The sequence below is a fragment of the Photorhabdus namnaonensis genome, assembly GCF_001684335.1.
GTDB classification, from domain to species: domain Bacteria; phylum Pseudomonadota; class Gammaproteobacteria; order Enterobacterales; family Enterobacteriaceae; genus Photorhabdus; species Photorhabdus namnaonensis.
The window spans coordinates 70,813-88,170 of record NZ_LOIC01000009.1 but is presented as its reverse complement, the minus strand read 5'-3'; the positions used below and the strand labels follow the sequence as shown (position 1 = coordinate 88,170).

At 36.9% G+C, this 17,358-nt stretch carries 16 protein-coding genes and 1 pseudogene; 12 read left to right on the top strand and 5 right to left on the bottom strand.

The features are described from left to right. The first annotated feature begins 2 nt into the window (after positions 1–2). From Phpb_RS01685 to Phpb_RS01645, 10 genes and pseudogenes are all read left to right on the top strand, one after another. Positions 3–998, top strand: coding sequence for a glycosyltransferase (locus tag Phpb_RS01685; protein ID WP_065388886.1), 996 nt, complete (start codon positions 3–5; stop codon positions 996–998). Then, positions 995–2,389 carry a GMC oxidoreductase gene (locus Phpb_RS01680; protein ID WP_065388885.1) on the top strand — a complete coding sequence of 465 codons (1,395 nt, stop codon included), beginning with the start codon at positions 995–997 and terminating at the stop codon, positions 2,387–2,389. Before Phpb_RS01685 ends, Phpb_RS01680 begins: the two co-directional genes overlap by 4 nt. Then, entirely contained in the window at positions 2,386–3,021 is a 636-nt protein-coding gene (locus Phpb_RS01675; protein ID WP_065388884.1) for a hypothetical protein, read from the top strand. The genes Phpb_RS01680 and Phpb_RS01675 overlap by 4 nt, the downstream gene beginning before the upstream one ends. 2 nt (positions 3,022–3,023) lie before the next feature. After that, a complete protein-coding gene (locus Phpb_RS01670) occupies positions 3,024–3,833 on the top strand; it encodes a glycosyltransferase (RefSeq protein WP_065388883.1) in 810 nt (269 codons plus the stop codon). 758 nt (positions 3,834–4,591) lie between these two features. Then, positions 4,592–4,839, top strand: a pseudogene (locus Phpb_RS24310) (transposase); the annotation flags it as partial. Positions 4,840–4,893: 54 nt separating this feature from the next. After that, positions 4,894–6,066 carry a formyltransferase family protein gene (locus tag Phpb_RS01665; RefSeq protein WP_065388882.1) on the top strand — a complete coding sequence of 391 codons (1,173 nt, stop codon included), beginning with the start codon at positions 4,894–4,896 and terminating at the stop codon, positions 6,064–6,066. Between the two features lie 200 nt (positions 6,067–6,266). Continuing rightward, entirely contained in the window at positions 6,267–7,295 is a 1,029-nt protein-coding gene (gene galE, locus Phpb_RS01660) for a UDP-glucose 4-epimerase GalE (RefSeq protein WP_065388881.1), read from the top strand. A gap of 596 nt (positions 7,296–7,891) precedes the next feature. Beyond that, positions 7,892–8,590, top strand: a complete 699-nt coding sequence (locus Phpb_RS01655) for a class I SAM-dependent methyltransferase (protein ID WP_065388880.1) — start codon at positions 7,892–7,894, stop codon at positions 8,588–8,590. Between the two features lie 197 nt (positions 8,591–8,787). Beyond that, entirely contained in the window at positions 8,788–9,276 is a 489-nt protein-coding gene (trmL, locus tag Phpb_RS01650; RefSeq protein WP_065388879.1) for a tRNA (uridine(34)/cytosine(34)/5-carboxymethylaminomethyluridine(34)-2'-O)-methyltransferase TrmL, read from the top strand. 553 nt (positions 9,277–9,829) lie between these two features. Further along, positions 9,830–10,528 (top strand): class I SAM-dependent methyltransferase, encoded by a 699-nt coding sequence (locus Phpb_RS01645; RefSeq protein ID WP_065388878.1) that lies wholly within the window; start codon positions 9,830–9,832, stop codon positions 10,526–10,528. Positions 10,529–10,627: 99 nt separating this feature from the next. Here the strand turns inward: Phpb_RS01645 and cysE are convergent, their stop codons facing one another. The 4 genes from cysE to Phpb_RS01625 form a co-directional block, all read right to left on the bottom strand. Then, on the bottom strand, positions 10,628–11,449 hold the full coding sequence (gene cysE / locus Phpb_RS01640; RefSeq protein ID WP_046395474.1) for a serine O-acetyltransferase: 822 nt from the start codon (positions 11,447–11,449) through the stop codon (positions 10,628–10,630). Positions 11,450–11,493: 44 nt separating this feature from the next. Continuing rightward, the gene (gpsA, locus tag Phpb_RS01635) at positions 11,494–12,516 is read right to left on the bottom strand and encodes an NAD(P)H-dependent glycerol-3-phosphate dehydrogenase (RefSeq protein ID WP_036811247.1); all 1,023 of its coding nucleotides are present in this window, start codon (positions 12,514–12,516) and stop codon (positions 11,494–11,496) included. Beyond that, on the bottom strand, positions 12,516–12,992 hold the full coding sequence (secB, locus tag Phpb_RS01630) for a protein-export chaperone SecB (protein ID WP_036811245.1): 477 nt from the start codon (positions 12,990–12,992) through the stop codon (positions 12,516–12,518). The genes gpsA and secB overlap by 1 nt, the downstream gene beginning before the upstream one ends. Positions 12,993–13,061: 69 nt before the next feature. Continuing rightward, positions 13,062–13,499: a rhodanese-like domain-containing protein gene (locus Phpb_RS01625; RefSeq protein ID WP_040149769.1), complete on the bottom strand. Its 438-nt coding sequence runs from the start codon at positions 13,497–13,499 to the stop codon at positions 13,062–13,064. A gap of 356 nt (positions 13,500–13,855) precedes the next feature. On the opposite strand from Phpb_RS01625, the gene envC reads away from it, so the two are divergent. Next, positions 13,856–15,163: a murein hydrolase activator EnvC gene (gene envC, locus Phpb_RS01620; RefSeq protein ID WP_040149771.1), complete on the top strand. Its 1,308-nt coding sequence runs from the start codon at positions 13,856–13,858 to the stop codon at positions 15,161–15,163. Positions 15,164–15,168: 5 nt separating this feature from the next. Further along, the gene (locus Phpb_RS01615; protein WP_046395476.1) at positions 15,169–16,077 is read left to right on the top strand and encodes a divergent polysaccharide deacetylase family protein; all 909 of its coding nucleotides are present in this window, start codon (positions 15,169–15,171) and stop codon (positions 16,075–16,077) included. Between the two features lie 253 nt (positions 16,078–16,330). Here the strand turns inward: Phpb_RS01615 and tdh are convergent, their stop codons facing one another. Continuing rightward, on the bottom strand, positions 16,331–17,356 hold the full coding sequence (gene tdh, locus Phpb_RS01610) for an L-threonine 3-dehydrogenase (protein WP_040149772.1): 1,026 nt from the start codon (positions 17,354–17,356) through the stop codon (positions 16,331–16,333). Positions 17,357–17,358 lie beyond the last annotated feature (2 nt).

Below are 17,358 nucleotides of genomic sequence, written 5' to 3'. Positions count from 1 at the left end.
GAATGAAAAATATTCCAGACGAAGTTATTCATATTGTTCCTAGTGACAAAAATGCTGGACCTGTCAATGTTGCTAGGGATTTAGTTTTTGGTTTAAATGAAATAGGTGTTAACTCTGTATTATTTAATCTAAGAGGTAATGGTAGGCGTAGCCTATTATTCAGCTTCACTACTCTTTTAAAAATGATACGAAAGAAGAATAAAAGAGTTCTGCATTCCCATGGAATGATACCAGATTTATTTTGTTATATTCTTTCCTTCTTTTCTTCATTTAGATGGGTTTCAACTGTTCATATAGACCCGGAAGAGGACTTAAAATTCATATATCCAAAATCATACAAGTGGATCTGCTTATTTTGGAGAAAAACCCTAAAAAGAGCGAGTCACGTTATTTATTTAACCGAATATATATATTCAAAACAAAATTCCGACAATAAAAGAGTAATACATAATAGTAGATTAATTAAAGACTTTAATATACTAAAAAAAAGACCAAATGATAAAATAACACTTGGATTTTGTGGCGCATTAATAGAGAGAAAAAACATTCGTAATTTAATTAATGTGATAAGAAATATGCCTAACTACCTCTTATTAGTTGCAGGAGGAGGCCCTTTGGAAAAAGAGTTGAATCACAAAATAATATCTGATAAAAATCCGAATATAAAATTACTTGGTCATCAAGAAAATCTAAAACAATTTTGGGAAAGTATAGATATACTAATATTACCTTCATTTGCCGAAGGGGTACCTTTGGTTGCTATTGAGGCTATTTCAAAAGGCATTCCTCTAATCCTAATGGATCTAAATAATTATCGGGGAGTATTTACACAAAATGAGTCTGTTTTTATTACTAATCTAAATGAAGAAACCCTACTTACAGCGATAAAAAAAATTCATCATAACTATGACTCTTATTCTAAAGCAGCAGAAGTAGCATATTTAGAAAGATTCAATTTTAGAGAATGGATTTTAAGCTATAAGGCGACATATTTATGAAAAATATAGTTATAATAGGATCTGGATTAGCAGGTTCCATACTAGCAAATTTATTGAAAGATGACTTTACCGTAACCATATTAGAAAAAGGTGGAGATAAAATTACTATCCCTCTTAAAAAATTTGTAAGTAGAAAGCTTGGGGATAGTGTTACTTATTGTAATGGTGTAGGAGGTACTACTAACCTATGGCATAATGGGTTAATTAAAATGCCTAAACTAGATGAATACACAAATTTTTCAAAAATAATACAGAATTCAGAATATTATGCTGACAAAGCGGCAAAATGCCTAAAATTTCCAACATCATTTCTCACTGAACGCAAAAAAAGATTAGATGAATACCAAGAAATGCTTAATAGTATTCATATTAAACATGATTTAGATACTATTTTAATTCCTAAATGTGATACTAAGATTGTTGTTGATAGCAATGTGAAAATATATAAGAATGTTGCCAAAATTAACTATCTATGGGGTGATTATAATAATATTTGCTCTGTAGAATTCACGACTACAACAGGTGAATGCACTATTTTAAATAGTGACTATATACTAGTATGTGCAGGTGGCATTGGTTCTCCTACTGTTATATCCAATATCTTGAAAAATATAAATATAAATATAACAAATTCTAAACTCGGTGTGGGTTTCATCGACCATCCAATGGGTTTTGTAGGTAAAATAAAAGTAAAGAAAGAATATAGGAAGATATTCAAGAATTTTGTTAATAAAAATAATGGTAGCTATTTTAGCCGTTGTGGACTGGTTGTAAAAGAAAAAGAATATTCTCACATATGCTACTTTAGACCTGCGTATTCTACTTCAAATAGAATTGATATATACAAGTTTAAATCTTTTTTAGGTACCTCAACTTTAAAAGAAAAAATTAAATGTATCTTTGATAAGAGACTTTATCACCCAGACATCCTCCTTGAAATTTTAATGCATTTTACTTCTATACAATTTAATAACGGAGTTTATTCTCTTTGGTTTGTTTTTGAACAAAAAAAAGCTAATTCCAATAATACGATAGTTCCTAGTAATGATATCGATACCATTGATTGGAAAATTAATGAGGGAGAACAAAATAATTATCTTAGCTCAATTCAATCTATCAAAAAAAGCTTATTACCACTAATTGAGACAATAAATGTTGTTGAAAATAACATAGATGATTACTTATGGTCAGCAGCCCATCACTCAGGTTCAATTTCATTTGGAAATAAACCTGAAAACATTGATGAAAATTTGAGGATAAATGGCACATCTAATGTTTATGTTTGTGATGGCTCAGTTATAGAACAACATTCATATGCAAATACAGGTCTAACTATAGCCCAGTTATGTTATCGTCTTCATGAATATCTAATTAACAAGGAAAAGTTATGAACGTAACTTACGTTGGGAAAAGAGGCCTGCTCAATGAAAAACTTCATGCACTTCTGTCTCGTAAAATCAAATTAAGTGTTATTTCAACATTGAATTTTAACTCATTTTATAAAGAAAATACCGTTATTTATGCTGCACGATATCTTTCTCAATCACGTATTAACTTAAGTGATACCTCTGACTCTTTTATATATCTTTCGACACTTGTACCTAATAATTTTCATGACTCTTATCAAAAAAGAAAAAATCTTGATTCATTAGATGTTCTTGAATCAGGTAGGAAAGTCATCTATATACCATTTATTAAAGAATTAATTCCCACTTATATCAAAAAAAGGCTTATAACTGTCAAGTCAGATTATTTTATATATATAACTTCAATCAACGAAATCTCAAGTTCTATATTAGAATTAATTAGCTCAGATTCTCAGAGCAAAAAACTTACTAGTCCTTGCAATTATTTATATTTAAACAAAAGGGAAAGATTGATGTTTTCATTATTTTCTTTTATTTATAAGAGAGTTTTTAACTATCCATATTTTTTAATTAATTTTGTGAAAATTTTGGAAAAAACCTTACAAAAAATACTTTTTTGCATACCTCTTTCATGTGTTTATATAAACAGGAGATAATTGTGAGATACATAGCTGTTATTTCTTGTACCTATTTAGGTGATTCTCCAATTTTTCTAGATGAAATGCTTTCATCAGTATTTAAAGCAAAACTACCAAATGAAGTTGAACTTAATTTTTATCTTCACGTTGACGGTATTTTAACTGAGGAACATGAAGAAATTATATCTAAATATAATATATATAAACGAATTGATAGTTCATATTCTATAGGTTTAGCACATGGTTTAAATAAATTAATTTCAATATTGGAAAATGAAGATTACATTTTTAGAATGGATGCTGATGATATTTGTTCCGAAGATAGATTTGTCAAACAAATCAGTTTTATGGATACACATTCTACTGTTGACATTAGTGGTGGATCTATAGAAGAATTTGTTGGAGATACTCTGAATATAGTAACTAAACGCGTTTATCCTAGCTCTAGGTTAGAAGATTATTTATTGAAAGGCTCCCCCTTAGCTCATGTAACAGTCTGTTTTAGAAAAGGCTTTTTCGAACAATTCGGTTTTTATCCGACAGAGTTTCCATTAAATGAGGATATTGCGTATTGGTTTAGATCCTTTTCTCAAGGCGCATTCGGTACAAATATAAGCGATGTTTTAGTTCGTGTTCGAATGGATGGCTCCTATAAGCGTCGTAGTTTTAAGAAATCAATAAGTGAGTTCAAGGTCTATCTGTTGATTTCTAGATGGAAGCGGAAATTCCCTTTCTTTCCAACCGCCAGATTTTTATTTAGATTACTACCTCCTCCAATTATTGAAAAGATATATAATTCAAAATTGAGAACAACTTTTTTGAATGATTAGTATATTTAATTTAATTTAATTTAATTTAATTCCAGTTATTATAAGCTAATACTTCTGGTTCACAACTTTAACCGTTATATATAACGTTTTTTCCTAAGCAGTTTATATCTTTAATTGGTAAAAATTCTATGTTACAAAATTATAACCAAAAGAGTGTCAACTTTTTCTATCAATCTTCCAAGGGTAATTTGTAATAAAGATCATCTTTTTTCTATAATGGGTAAGTTTGTAATCTAGAATCTCAACACAACAGTATTACCGTGGGGCCATTTGACCAAATAAGGGCAGATTACGAAAGAGATACCCATTTAAAACTGTTAATTCATTTGTTGAAAAACCAAATTTAAAAAGGACAAGGATCTATCTCAATGAAGGTTACTATTGGAATCGCGGGATATTTATGTGAAAATCATCTCGATCTTAAGAATTATTAGATCATTGGCGTAATGATAACTGCTAAAGGACGAATCCCGCTAAATCGATAATGAATGCTTTTCAAAGAATTTATGGATAAATATTACCGAGGAAGGTACGGATGTTTCACCATATAGTGATGAGTTTGGCAACTGTGTACTGAATACCACAATCAACATGTATGTGCATACGTTTATAAATAATAATATCAAAGGCAACCAAGTTATTTTTGAAGCGAAATACCTTGGAACAATAGATATCATTGGGTTAGATAATGATGTCTCTTTAGATGGAAATTTGATATTTCATCAAGCTGCATATAAGCACGCATTATGGAACAATAAATGATTAGTGAAGAACTAGATACAAAGATTTACTTTGCCAATCCTTATGTCCCTAGGTGAGAGGAATAAATGAGAATATAAATAGGCTAATCAGACAATATTTTCCAAAAGGAACAAACTTTAATAAAATCTTTGAACAGAAGGTAAACTTTGTCATGAACAAGTTAAATAATCATCCTCGAAAGACTCTGATGGTCCCCCCAAATGAACTATTTAAAGAAATACGAACTTGTTTACTCATAGCTTAATTATGTTGTACTCACTATACAACATCGCCTACTTTTAATTTATAGGTAACACAAATGATTGTTATTGCTGGGAAAAATAACATTGCAGTTCATGCTTTAAATTTACTAAAAATTAAATATAATATAAAAAACTTAGCAGTTGTAATTAATAAGACAGACTCAGGGAATAATACCTGGCAATATTCTCTTAAAAAAAGAGCAAATGAAATCAACGTACCTATTATTTCATTAGAAGAAGCAGAAAGAAATGCTTCTATTTTCTTATCTCTAGAGTTTGACCAACTTATTAAAATAGAGAGATTTAGAACTAAAAAAATATTTAATATTCATTTCTCTCTACTGCCAAAATATAAAGGAATGTATACATCCATATGGCCAATACTGAATAACGATATTTCTACTGGCGTTAGTTTACATTATATAGATAATGGAATAGACACAGGTGAAATAATTGATCAAATAACTATTAATATAGATGAAAGGTATACGTCAAAGGATATTTATTTAAACTATATTTATCATTCCTGCACTTTAATTGAAGATTATATAGAAAAAATAACAAAAAACAAAAATATCTTTAGCAAGCCTCAAAAATTAAAACATTCATCTTACTATTCTAAAAATACAATTTCTTTTTCATCAGAAAGCATTAATTTCCATAAAACAGCATGGGAAATAGGTAGATATATAAGAGCATTCTCTTTTAGAGAATATCAATTACCTCAATATCAAAATACTAATTACTGCAATTATGAAATAACATCAATACGTTCTTCTAGCAGACCAGGAACTCTCATTACAGATAACAAAAATTTTTCTGAATTCTCAACTATTGATTATAATATAATACTATATAAGGACAAGATTGATTTATTATTTGATTTTTGTAGAAAAAACAATCTTACTGAAGTAAAGAAATATATTAAAAATATATCTGGAATTGATGAACGTGACCAGCATACTTGGTCATTGTTAATGGTAGCTGCCTATCATGGTTATTTAGACATAGTAAAATATCTGATAGATTCTGGAGCTAATATTAATGCCACTAACTATAAAGGAACTTCAGTTCTAATGTATGCAAAAGAATATGCTTTAAAAAATGGGGATACTAGAATAATAAATCTATTAATAGAAAGAGGTGCAAATATATTAATAAAAGACATGCATTATAAATGTCTTGCTGAATACTTGACTGAAGACGAAAGATTAAAGATTGGTATATAATATACTATTCCAAGAATAGTCTTATTTTAACCTGTCCCCTCCTAACATCAGTAATATTGTTCTAATTTATGACAATACTAAATTTTAGATACATCTGTTTCAACCTCTAAATTTTACTTGGGATGATAAGAGACTGTATTGGGATAGGTTAGATTATCATGAGGTTAGAAATAACTAACAAAATACATAGGAATATTTAAATGCTAACCCTAATCACCGGTGGAGCCGGCTACATCGGCTCACATACAGTATTAGCTCTTTTGGAAAGAGGAACTGATGTTGTTGTTATCGATAACCTTTGCAATTCATCACCAGAATCTCTTCGTAGAATTGAAAAATTTACTGGCAAATCAGTGAAATTCTATCAAGGTGATGCACTTGATTTAAATTTACTTAATATAATCTTCCAAGAAAACAAAATAGACACGGTTATCCATTTTGCTGGATTAAAAGCCGTTGGTGAATCTACCAAAAAGCCACTTGAATATTATCAAAACAATGTTACTGGCACCCTAGTTCTGTTACAGGCTATGCGTGCCAACGGTGTACATCAACTGATTTTCAGTTCATCTGCAACTGTTTATGGCGATCCTGAATTTGTACCACTCACGGAAAATGCTAAAGTAGGTAGTACCACCAACCCTTATGGCACCTCCAAGCTGATGGTCGAGCAGATTCTGAAAGATTTTGCCGCAGCCGAGCCAAGTTTCAAAATCACCAGTTTAAGATATTTCAACCCTGTTGGTGCACACCCATCAGGTATGATTGGTGAAGACCCTAATGGTATTCCCAATAATCTATTACCTTATATCACTCAGGTTGCCATTGGTCGTCTGGAATGTTTATCCGTGTATGGCAACGATTATCCAACCAAAGATGGTACCGGTATTCGTGACTATATTCATGTGATGGATTTGGCTGAAGGCCATATTGCCGCCATTGACTATCTGGATAAACAGCAATCCTATGAAGTTTTTAATTTAGGAACAGGTGCTGGTTATTCTGTACTTGAACTACTTCATGCTTTTGAAAAGGCATCAGGTAAAACAATTCCATATAAAATTACAGATAGACGTCCTGGGGATATTGCTGAGTGTTGGTCTGATCCGTCCAAAGCCCTCAATACCCTTGGCTGGCAAGCAACACGCAATATTGACGATATGATGCGTGATAGCTGGAATTGGCAGAAGAATAATCCTCATGGTTTTCGTTCCGAGAAGGAACTTTAAGAGCCTTTTACGATTGACTTAGTACTCGATTACTCGCAATCTTAGTTAGAACAGAAAATAATTATAAGCTGACAGATATTTTGTTGTTAACAATTGTGACGTTATTGCTGGTGCCAAAAGCTGGGAAGAAATTGAAGATTGTGGGGTTGAGCATCGAAGTTAAAGCAATACAGTGAATTTGAACAGGGTATTTTAACTCATAACACCGTAGCCCATATGTTAGCTATATCAGTGTCAAGCAGCTTCAAAAGTGTTTCATGAATGGATGGATTTTGCCGTGAACTGACGAAAAGCTCAGGGGGTGCCACAGATGGAAAAACCGTCAGGCGCTCCCAATTCAGCTCAGTAACTCAGGGAAATTGTCATCTCGGATAAAACATATTGCAGTGAATGTACTGAACAACACTAAAATATTTAAGGAGAAGATTGAAACAAAAGCATCGACGAGCACAGCCTATCTATCTGAAATTCCTGCCAAGCAAGCCCTCCCGTAATCTTTTCCTAAAATACCATCATTAAAAAATAATCTATCACTAGATCTTAATAATTCACTATAAAAGTATTATTAAAATAATTAGTTTATTGGTCATTTTTTTATGAAAACAGAAAACTCAAGAGAGCTACTCAATGATGTAATAGAGTGGGATATATGTAATTGGAGTCACGCTTTAAAATATTGGCAGGACCATTCTAACCTAGAATTAAAGTCAGCTAATATTCTAGAACTAGGAAGCCGAAATGGTGGATTATCACTGTGGGCAGCATTAAATGGAGGTAATGTTTTATGTACGGATTTAAATGGCCCTACTTCAAAAGCACAGGAGAAACATAAGCGTTATAATATAGAAAATAGAATTCGATATGGTAAATTAAGTGCATTAGATATTAAATATAGAAACCACTTTGATATCGTTATGTTTAAATCAGTATTAGGTGGTATTGGTTATAATTCAAATAAATCAGCACAAAAAAAAGCGATTAATCAGATTTTCCATTCATTAAAAGAGGGGGGTGAGTTTTGGTTCGCAGAAAATTTGGTTGCGTCACCATTGCATAGATTTCTCAGAAAAAATTATGTTAATTGGGGGAATGCTTGGGGCTATGTTACTGTTAATGAAATGACTGAGTATCTATCAGCATTTTCAAATATTAATTATACAACATTAGGCTTCCTTGCTACGTTTGGCAGGAATGAGTCTCAAAGAGAATTTTTAGGGATTTTAGATAATAAAGTTATAAATAAAGTTGTTCCTAAACATTGGCACTATATTATAATCGGAGTGGCAAAAAAATAATCCAGAGAATCTCTAAAGAATTTAGTATATTAGATTATATCTAATGATGTTTTTTCACTTTTAATTTTATTGACAATACAATCAAGTACCTCAACAGGGAAAGATCTTCCAACAGATAAATAGGAATATCGGTGAAGATCTCCCTGCATCCCTTCCTGATTTCTGCTAACCTGTGCCCCTTGTTTCTAGGGGGCATTATGCTAAATATCGTCTTATTTGAACCTGAAATCCCACCTAATACCGGTAATATTATTCGCCTTTGTGCTAACACCGGATTTCAATTGCATCTGATTCAGCCTCTGGGGTTTACCTGGGATGATAAAAGGCTACGTCGAGCCGGGCTGGATTATCATGAGTTCGCCAATGTTAAACAACATCATGATTATTTTACTTTTTTAGAGAATGAAGGATTAACAGGAGTGTCTTCTGCTCGTTTGTTTGCTCTCACAACAAAAGGAACTCCGGCACATAGTGCTGTAAGTTATCAAGCCGGGGATTATTTAATGTTTGGGCCGGAAACCCGAGGGTTACCACCTTATGTATTGGATAATATGCCACCACAACAAAAAATTCGTATCCCAATGCTAGCAAACAGTCGCAGTATGAATCTTTCCAATTCAGTTGCCATTGTTGTTTTTGAAGCTTGGCGGCAATTAGATTATCAGGGCGCTATCATTAGAAAATAGTGTGCCAATAATCGCTACACACTTCTGTAATGGTTCAACGTGTTATTGACTATATCACGGCAATTTTTTCCTCTTTGCGTGGGTCACAGAAATTCAGTATAGGAACCGCTCTGCACCAGACCCACGGTGAGAACCAAACAACCCTTTTCGTCATGTTCCTCAGATAGATAAAGCATGGTACGACCATGATAGTTATCAGCTCAATATTCCAATATCACATCCGACAGAAGATGGACAGAGTACAACAGGCTTTGACGATGTAAGTGGCAGAATGACCATGATGTATCGTTAGGAAAGCAGTAAGACATCAAGGACATAGTTTTTATCCTGGGTTTTCTGAACAAGTTTTTGCGCTAAATCATCATTTATCACAGGACGTAGGTGCTATGATTAGTATAACTTAACCCTATTGAGGAATTTTTTCTCTTTGAAAATCGATTCATATAACTTAATCGGGGTTGCTTCCCTCAAGTGATCGACTATTTAGATCATAATAATTTAATAAAGTTAGCATTAAGGTAACTCATTTTCATTGATATATATTGGTTACGCTATGAAAGCAAAAAGTTCAAAAGAATTTCTCCATGATGTCATAGAATGGGACATATATAACTGGAGTTATTCCTTAAAATATTGGCAAGATCATTCTGGATTAGACTTAAAATCAGCTAATATTCTAGAGTTAGGTAGTAGAGATGGTGGGCTATCATTATGGGCAGCATTAAATGGAGCAAATGTCTTATGTACTGATTTAGATGGCCCCACGCCAAAAGCACTGGAGAAACATGAACGTTATCATATAGAAAAGAGCATTCAATATGATAAATTAAACGCATCGGATATCAAATATAAGAACCATTTCGATATTGTTATGTTTAAATCAGTATTAGGTGCTGTCGGTTATAATTTCAATAAAACAGCACAAAAAGAAGCTATTAATCAGATCTTTCATTCATTAAAAGAAGGCGGTGAGCTTTGGTTTGCAGAAAATTTGGTTGCATCACCATTGCATAAATTCCTCAGGAAAAATTATGTTAATTGGGGAAATACCTGGGGCTATGTTACCGCCAGAGAAATGACAGATTATCTATCAGCATTTTCAAATGTTGATTATACAACATTAGGCTTCCTTGCTACGTTTGGTAGGAATGAATTTCAAAGAAGATTTTTAGGGATGTTAGATAATAAAGTTATAAATAAAGTCGTTCCTAAACATTGGCACTATATTATAATAGGTGTAGCAAGAAAATAATTTATAAAAGCTCTAAATAAGTTAAGCATGCAAAATCATATTTCCACATTTAATATGTGAAAATATGATAATGATTACTAATATCTATATTTCGAAAAATCAAATTCCATCACCATACTCAAAGCCATTGTTGATACCATTAAAGTGTTGGTTCATATCCAATGATGGCTTTTCGCTTTCAGGTTTACCGACGATACGGGCAGGCACCCCAGCGGCTGTTGTGTGTGGTGGAACAGAGCGCAATACAACCGAACCTGCGCCAATTTTCGCCCCACGGCCAATTTCGATATTACCCAATATTTTCGAACCTGCGCCAATCATCACCCCTTCCCTAACTTTCGGATGACGATCACCCCCTGTTTTACCCGTACCACCAAGAGTGACGGATTGCAGGATAGAAACGTCATTTTCCACTACTGCCGTTTCACCAATCACTATGCCTGTAGCATGGTCAAGCATAATGCCACAACCAATCTTTGCCGCCGGGTGAATATCAACGCCAAAAGACATCGAGATTTGGTTTTGCAGATAAATAGCCAATGCCTTACGCCCTTCTCCCCAAATCCAGTGGGCAATGCGATAGGCTTGTAGAGCATGAAATCCTTTGAGGTACAGTAGAGGAGTGGAGTATTTATCTACGGCGGGATCACGTAGACGTACTGCGATGATGTCGCGGGCAGCAGAGACAATCATCCTTTGATCTGAGCGATAAGCCTCTTCTACAATCTCTCTCACAGCAATAGCCGGCATAATCGGCGTAGCCAGCTTATTAGCCAGCATATAACTTAAGGCACTACCAAGATTTTCATGCTTGAGTAATGTTGCATGAAAGAAACTGGCCAACATCGGTTCACATTCAGCCAGTGCTCTCGCTTCTGTTTTTATGTTCTTCCAAACTTCGTCCAATTCTTCTAGCGACATATTTTTTACTCTCACATTTAGAACCTATTTCATTAGATTTTTATTTAAGAGCGCACATCATCGCTCTCATCCTTTCTGGCTCTTCCTAATAATGCCTGAGCAGCTTCTTTCACATTTTTATTGCAATAGAGTATCTGATAAATTTGTTCTGCAATCGGCATTTCTACATTGGCACGATTAGCCAATGCACGTACTTCTTTGGTATTACGATAACCTTCAACAACCTGTCCAATCTGATCCTGGGCTTCTTCGACACTAATTCCCTGCCCTAACATCATGCCAAAGCGACGGTTACGTGATTGGTTATCAGTACAAGTTAAGACCAAATCGCCCAATCCCGCCATGCCCATAAAGGTAGAAGGATCAGCGCCAAGCGCTGTACCAAGGCGACTCATTTCCGCCAATCCACGCGTAATCAAGGCAGTACGAGCATTAGCACCAAAACCCATACCATCAGATATCCCCGCGCCAATGGCAATCACGTTTTTTACGGCGCCACCGAGTTGAACGCCAATAAAATCAGTATTCTTATAAACCCGAAAGCTTTTGCCACAGTGGAATAATTGCTGGAGTTCGTCGCTAAAAGCAGATTCCGTCGCGGAAATAGCAATCGCAGTGGGTAAACCAGCCGCTAATTCTTTAGCAAATGTTGGGCCAGAGAGCACCGCTAACGGTATTTCACTGCCCAATATCTCACGGGCCACATCTTGTAATAACCGGCCGGTATCCGCTTCCAAGCCTTTAGTTGCCCAAACGATACGTGAATCAGACCGTAGATGAGGTTTCACCTGCTTTAATACTTCACCAAACACATGGCTCGGTATCACAATAAGAATGTTACGGCTTGCTGTTAATGCTTTTATCAGGTCTGTTTCAAGCAATAAACTATCAGGAAAGGAAACATCCGGCAGAAATGCCTGATTACAACGCGCCTGTTGCAATGCCCGGATATGTTCTGGGTTGTGCCCCCAAAGTACAACATTATGGCCATTACGAGCCAGCGTAATGGCTAATGAGGTGCCGTATGAGCCGGCACCGATCACTGTCATAGAAACAGTACTATTCATTAAGCTTCCTGTTCAGTTTGTTCACCGCCCTGAGACTGTTCTGCCTGCTGTTGCAGGTAGTTCATGAACAGGGCATCAAAGTTTACTGGAGCCAGATTCAGTTGTGGGAAGGTACCACGACTAACCAAGTTAGTGATGCATTCACGAGCATATGGGAACAAGATATTCGGACAATATGCACCCAAGCAGTGAGCTAACTGCGTTCCTTCGATACCTTCAATAGAGAAAATACCCCCTTGCTGTACTTCACATAGGAATGCTGTCTCTTCTCCCAAAGTGGCCGTTACAGTTACACGCAGAACAACTTCATAAACCCCTTGAGCCAACTCACTGGAAGCAGTATCCAGATCCAGTTTTACTTCCGGCTGCCATTCCTGTTGAAACACTTGCGGTGCGTTTGGTGCTTCAAAAGAGATATCTTTGGTGTAGATGCGTTGGATCTGGAAAGCCATTTCTGTATTGCTTTGTTCTGACATAATAATTGTTACCTTTAGATGTCCTTATTAAATTTTTTATGTGAATGTCTCCATTCACGCCCAAAATGATTACTTTTTACCACGCGCCAATGGCAAGTTTTCGCCTGTCCAACCAGCCAAACCCTCTTTCAAGGAACATACGCGCTCAAAACCGGCACGAATAAGATTCTCTGCCGGAGTACGAGATTCAATACCATTCGCAGAAACAACAATTACAGGCTGCTTTTTATGTTTTTCCAACTCAGCAAAATTGTTGTCTTTAATTTCAGAGGGAGTCAGGTTTACTGCACCAATAATATGCCCTTTGCGGAAATCTTCACGGGAACGTAAATCCACGACGATGGCTTCTTCTTTGTTGATCAGATTAATAGCTTGAGCACGAGTTATCTCTTTGGTTTTAGAGAAGAAACCTCTCGATGTAGTCACAATAACGGCAACCAGCAGCGCAATCCAGATGAGGCTTAAGGTCATATGCTGGTTAATAAATTGCATGATTTCTTGCAGCATGGGGACAAAAACTCCCGTTGGTTAATAACAAATTTCTAAGGTTCCAGAGTATACCTTTGTGTTGCGTCAATTACAGCCAAATAGCATAAGCTCAATGCAAATTTTGCGGAGAGTTTCGAGAAAAAATAAAAATATCCTGAAAATGAAGCATTTTAAGTACCTTACCTGCATCTGCCCTGTCACACTCAATGCATACAGGAATTTCAGCAATAAATAGGCTAGTATGTTTATTACTATTCGATTTCGATGTTAAGACAGCATTATCTGAAAGTGTAAAAAATCAGCGTAGCATCTGGTAACTCTTTGTTCATCATGAAATAATCTAGCGCATACAGTAGCAAGGTATATTTACAGAAATGGCTGACAACAAGGAAATACATAGCCGTAATTATCGGCGCCATCAGAACTCACGGCGGAATAATATCTGTGCCTCGTTGTTCTATGCTTTCCTATTTGTTATTTTCAGCTTCAATACCTTTGCAAATCAAATTATCGCCAATAAAAATCAGCTCAAAGATCTCCAACAAGACATCGCGGAGAAAGAGAAAAGTGTACAACAACAGCAGCAAAAACGTAGTTCTTTGCTAAATCAATTAAAAGATCAGGAAAATACCATTTCCACAATTGGTCAATCCCTACACAACACTCAAACTCAACTCAGTAAGCTGAATAAAGAGATTGCTGCTCTCGTCTCCAACATCAAAAAACTGGAAAAACAACAAAACGCGCAACGAGATATGCTGGCACGCCAATTGGATGCTGCATTTCGTCAAGGGCAACATCAAGGGCTTGAACTCATGTTCAGAGGAGAAGAGGGAAAGAGAGGTGAGCGCATACTCGCTTACTATAGCTACCTTAATCAAGCCCGTCAGGACACCATTGTTAAACTTGAACAAACAACCGTTGATTTAACTGAACAAAAAAAACTTGAGCAACAGAAACAGGAAGAGCAAAAACAAGTTCTAACTGAACAACAACAGCAAAAGCAGCAAATGGAAGTAGCCCGCAATGCTCGGCAGAAAACCCTAACTGAGCTGGAATCTTCCTTAAAGCAAGACCAAAAAAATCTCGCTGAACTAAAACAAAATGAAACCCGTCTGCGAGATAAAATTGCTAAAGCAGAACGGGAAGCGAAAGCACGTGCTGAACGAGAAGCCAGAGAAGCTGCCCGTGTTCGTGCTCAGATTGCAGCGAAACAGAAGCAAGCGCAGCAAAAAGGTTCCAGCTATAAACCCACTGAAGATGAACGCGCATTGATGGCACGTACAGGTGGCCTTGGCCGTCCAGCGGGTCAGGCAATCTGGCCTGTCCACGGTAAAGTGATACATGAGTTTGGTGAAGCATTGCAAGGCGAATTGCGCTGGAAAGGCATGGTGATTTCTGCGCAAGAAGGTACTGAAGTTAAAGCAATATCCGATGGCCGGGTACTGCTGGCTGACTGGTTACAAGGCTATGGGCTGGTTGTCGTGATAGAGCACGGTAAAGGTGATATGAGTCTCTATGGCTATAATCAGAGCGCTCTGGTCAAGGTCGGCCAGCAAGTTCGAGCCGGACAACCTATTGCGTTGGTCGGTAACAGTGGCGGTCAGCAACAATCCGCACTCTATTTTGAAATCCGCCGCCAAGGAAGAGCGGTAAACCCACAACCGTGGCTTGGGAGATAAATTAGTTGAGACAACACAGGTTCACAAAAATTGGTATTACCGCCCTGCTTCTCTTGAGCCTACAAGCCAGTGCAGCCCGTCTGGCAATTGTTATTGATGATTTTGGTTACCGTCCTCATAACGAAAACAAAATATTGCAAATGCCTGTTGCGGTTTCTATCGCCATTCTGCCGGATTCACCGCATGGCAGGGAAATGGCCGAAAAAGCATACAAACAAGGGCGGGAGATCTTAATCCACCTGCCAATGGCGCCTTTAAGTAAACAACTGCTAGAACTGGATACTCTTCAGCCAACCATGAGCAGTGAAGAAATTGACCGCATCATCCAGCGTGCAATACAAAAAGTCCCTTATGCTGTAGGAATCAATAACCATATGGGTAGCGCTATGACTTCGAGCTTGCCGGGAATGCAGAAAGTGATGCGCTCACTGTCTCGTTATAACCTCTATTTTCTCGACAGTGTGACGATTGGCAATACTCAGGCAACAAAGGCAGCGCAAGGCACGCCTGTTCGCGTTATCCGCCGTAATGTTTTCCTAGATAATGTGCAATCAGAAGCGGAAACTCGCCATCAGCTAAATCGTGCTATTTCCATTGCCCGTAAAAATGGTTCCGCTATTGCTATCGGCCATCCCCATCCAACAACCATTCGCGCACTGCAACAAATGCTGCCAACGCTTCCAGCTGATATTGAGTTAGTCAGCCCAAGTAGGTTGTTAAGTGGCAAACCTGTTGGTGATAACCAGCATAAATGGGGCAAGCTGTGTGAAATAAAAGAGGCACCCATTACAGTTACCAGCCAAGATTATCTGGCAGTTATTGGCGATACTCTGGTTGATAATCCTATTGTGAACACGGTAAGCCGATATATCCAGAAACTGGCCGGAGATAAGTCTCAGGATAAAACAGAATAGAAATTCATTTTAAGAAATAGCCAATTATACCCTAAAGATTTCAAGATGCATCGCGACGGCAAGGGAGTGAATCCCCGGGAGCATAGATAACTATGTGACCGAGCGCAGCCAACAAAGAGACAACCTGAAAAATAACGGGTATATCTTGCTATTTCTATTTATTCGATGATAGCTTGCAATATCGCTAATACTTCAAATAGGCGCTCAAGAACTAAAAGCGCCTATTAATTTTAGTGATAACTGATTCGATCGGTTAATCCCAGTTCAGAATAACTTTACCAGACTGCCCTGAACGCATGATGTCAAAGCCTTTCTGGAAATCATCAATAGAGAACCGGTGGGTGATGATGGGTGTCAGATCCAAACCAGACTGAATCAATGTAGCCATTTTGTACCAAGTCTCAAACATTTCACGGCCATAAATACCTTTGATAAACAAGCCCTTGAAAATTACCTGATTCCAATCAATTGCCATATCTGATGGCGGAATGCCCAACAGTGCAACACGGCCGCCGTGATTCATGGTATTTAATAAGGTACGAAACGCCGCCGGAGCGCCGGACATTTCCAAACCAACATCAAAACCTTCCGTCATGCCCAATTCCGCCATGACATCGGTCAGATTTTCCTGACTGACGTTCACCGCACGGGTGACACCCATTTTACGTGCCAGCTCAAGGCGATACTCGTTAACGTCTGTGATAACAACATGACGCGCGCCAACATGTTTACACACTGCCGCAGCCATAATACCAATTGGGCCTGCACCAGAAACCAGCACATCTTCGCCAACCAGATCAAACGAAAGCGCGGTATGAACAGCATTGCCAAATGGGTCAAAAATAGAAGCCAGCTCATCAGAGATGTTATCTGGAATTTTGAACGCATTAAATGCAGGAATAACCAAGTATTGAGCAAAACAACCAGGGCGGTTTACCCCTACGCCAATGGTATTACGGCATAAGTGAGTACGGCCACCACGACAGTTACGACAGTAACCACAAGTGATATGTCCTTCGCCAGACACCCGGTCACCAATCTTAAAACCCTTTACTTCCTGACCAATAGCGACAACTTCACCAACATATTCATGACCAACAACCATTGGTACAGGAATTGTTTTTTGTGACCAATCATCCCAGTTATAGATGTGCACATCCGTACCACAAATCGCTGTTTTACGGATTTTTATCATCACATCATTGTGCCCCAACTCCGGCTCGGGCACATCGGTCATCCAGATGCCTTCTTCTGGTTTTAACTTTGACAATGCTTTCATAG

Excerpts from the sequence above, each read along its gene's own strand:
- Phpb_RS01685 (WP_065388886.1), top strand. The coding sequence starts at position 3 with ATGAAAAATATTCCAGACGAAGTTATTCATATTGTTCCTAGTGACAAA.
- Phpb_RS01680 (WP_065388885.1), top strand. The coding sequence starts at position 995 with ATGAAAAATATAGTTATAATAGGATCTGGATTAGCAGGTTCCATACTA.
- Phpb_RS01675 (WP_065388884.1), top strand. The coding sequence starts at position 2,386 with ATGAACGTAACTTACGTTGGGAAAAGAGGCCTGCTCAATGAAAAACTT.
- Phpb_RS01665 (WP_065388882.1), top strand. The coding sequence starts at position 4,894 with ATGATTGTTATTGCTGGGAAAAATAACATTGCAGTTCATGCTTTAAAT.
- galE (WP_065388881.1), top strand. The coding sequence starts at position 6,267 with ATGCTAACCCTAATCACCGGTGGAGCCGGCTACATCGGCTCACATACA.
- Phpb_RS01655 (WP_065388880.1), top strand. The coding sequence starts at position 7,892 with ATGAAAACAGAAAACTCAAGAGAGCTACTCAATGATGTAATAGAGTGG.
- trmL (WP_065388879.1), top strand. The coding sequence starts at position 8,788 with ATGCTAAATATCGTCTTATTTGAACCTGAAATCCCACCTAATACCGGT.
- Phpb_RS01645 (WP_065388878.1), top strand. The coding sequence starts at position 9,830 with ATGAAAGCAAAAAGTTCAAAAGAATTTCTCCATGATGTCATAGAATGG.
- cysE (WP_046395474.1), bottom strand. The coding sequence starts at position 11,449 with ATGTCGCTAGAAGAATTGGACGAAGTTTGGAAGAACATAAAAACAGAA.
- gpsA (WP_036811247.1), bottom strand. The coding sequence starts at position 12,516 with ATGAATAGTACTGTTTCTATGACAGTGATCGGTGCCGGCTCATACGGC.
- secB (WP_036811245.1), bottom strand. The coding sequence starts at position 12,992 with ATGTCAGAACAAAGCAATACAGAAATGGCTTTCCAGATCCAACGCATC.
- Phpb_RS01625 (WP_040149769.1), bottom strand. The coding sequence starts at position 13,499 with ATGCTGCAAGAAATCATGCAATTTATTAACCAGCATATGACCTTAAGC.
- envC (WP_040149771.1), top strand. The coding sequence starts at position 13,856 with ATGGCTGACAACAAGGAAATACATAGCCGTAATTATCGGCGCCATCAG.
- tdh (WP_040149772.1), bottom strand. The coding sequence starts at position 17,356 with ATGAAAGCATTGTCAAAGTTAAAACCAGAAGAAGGCATCTGGATGACC.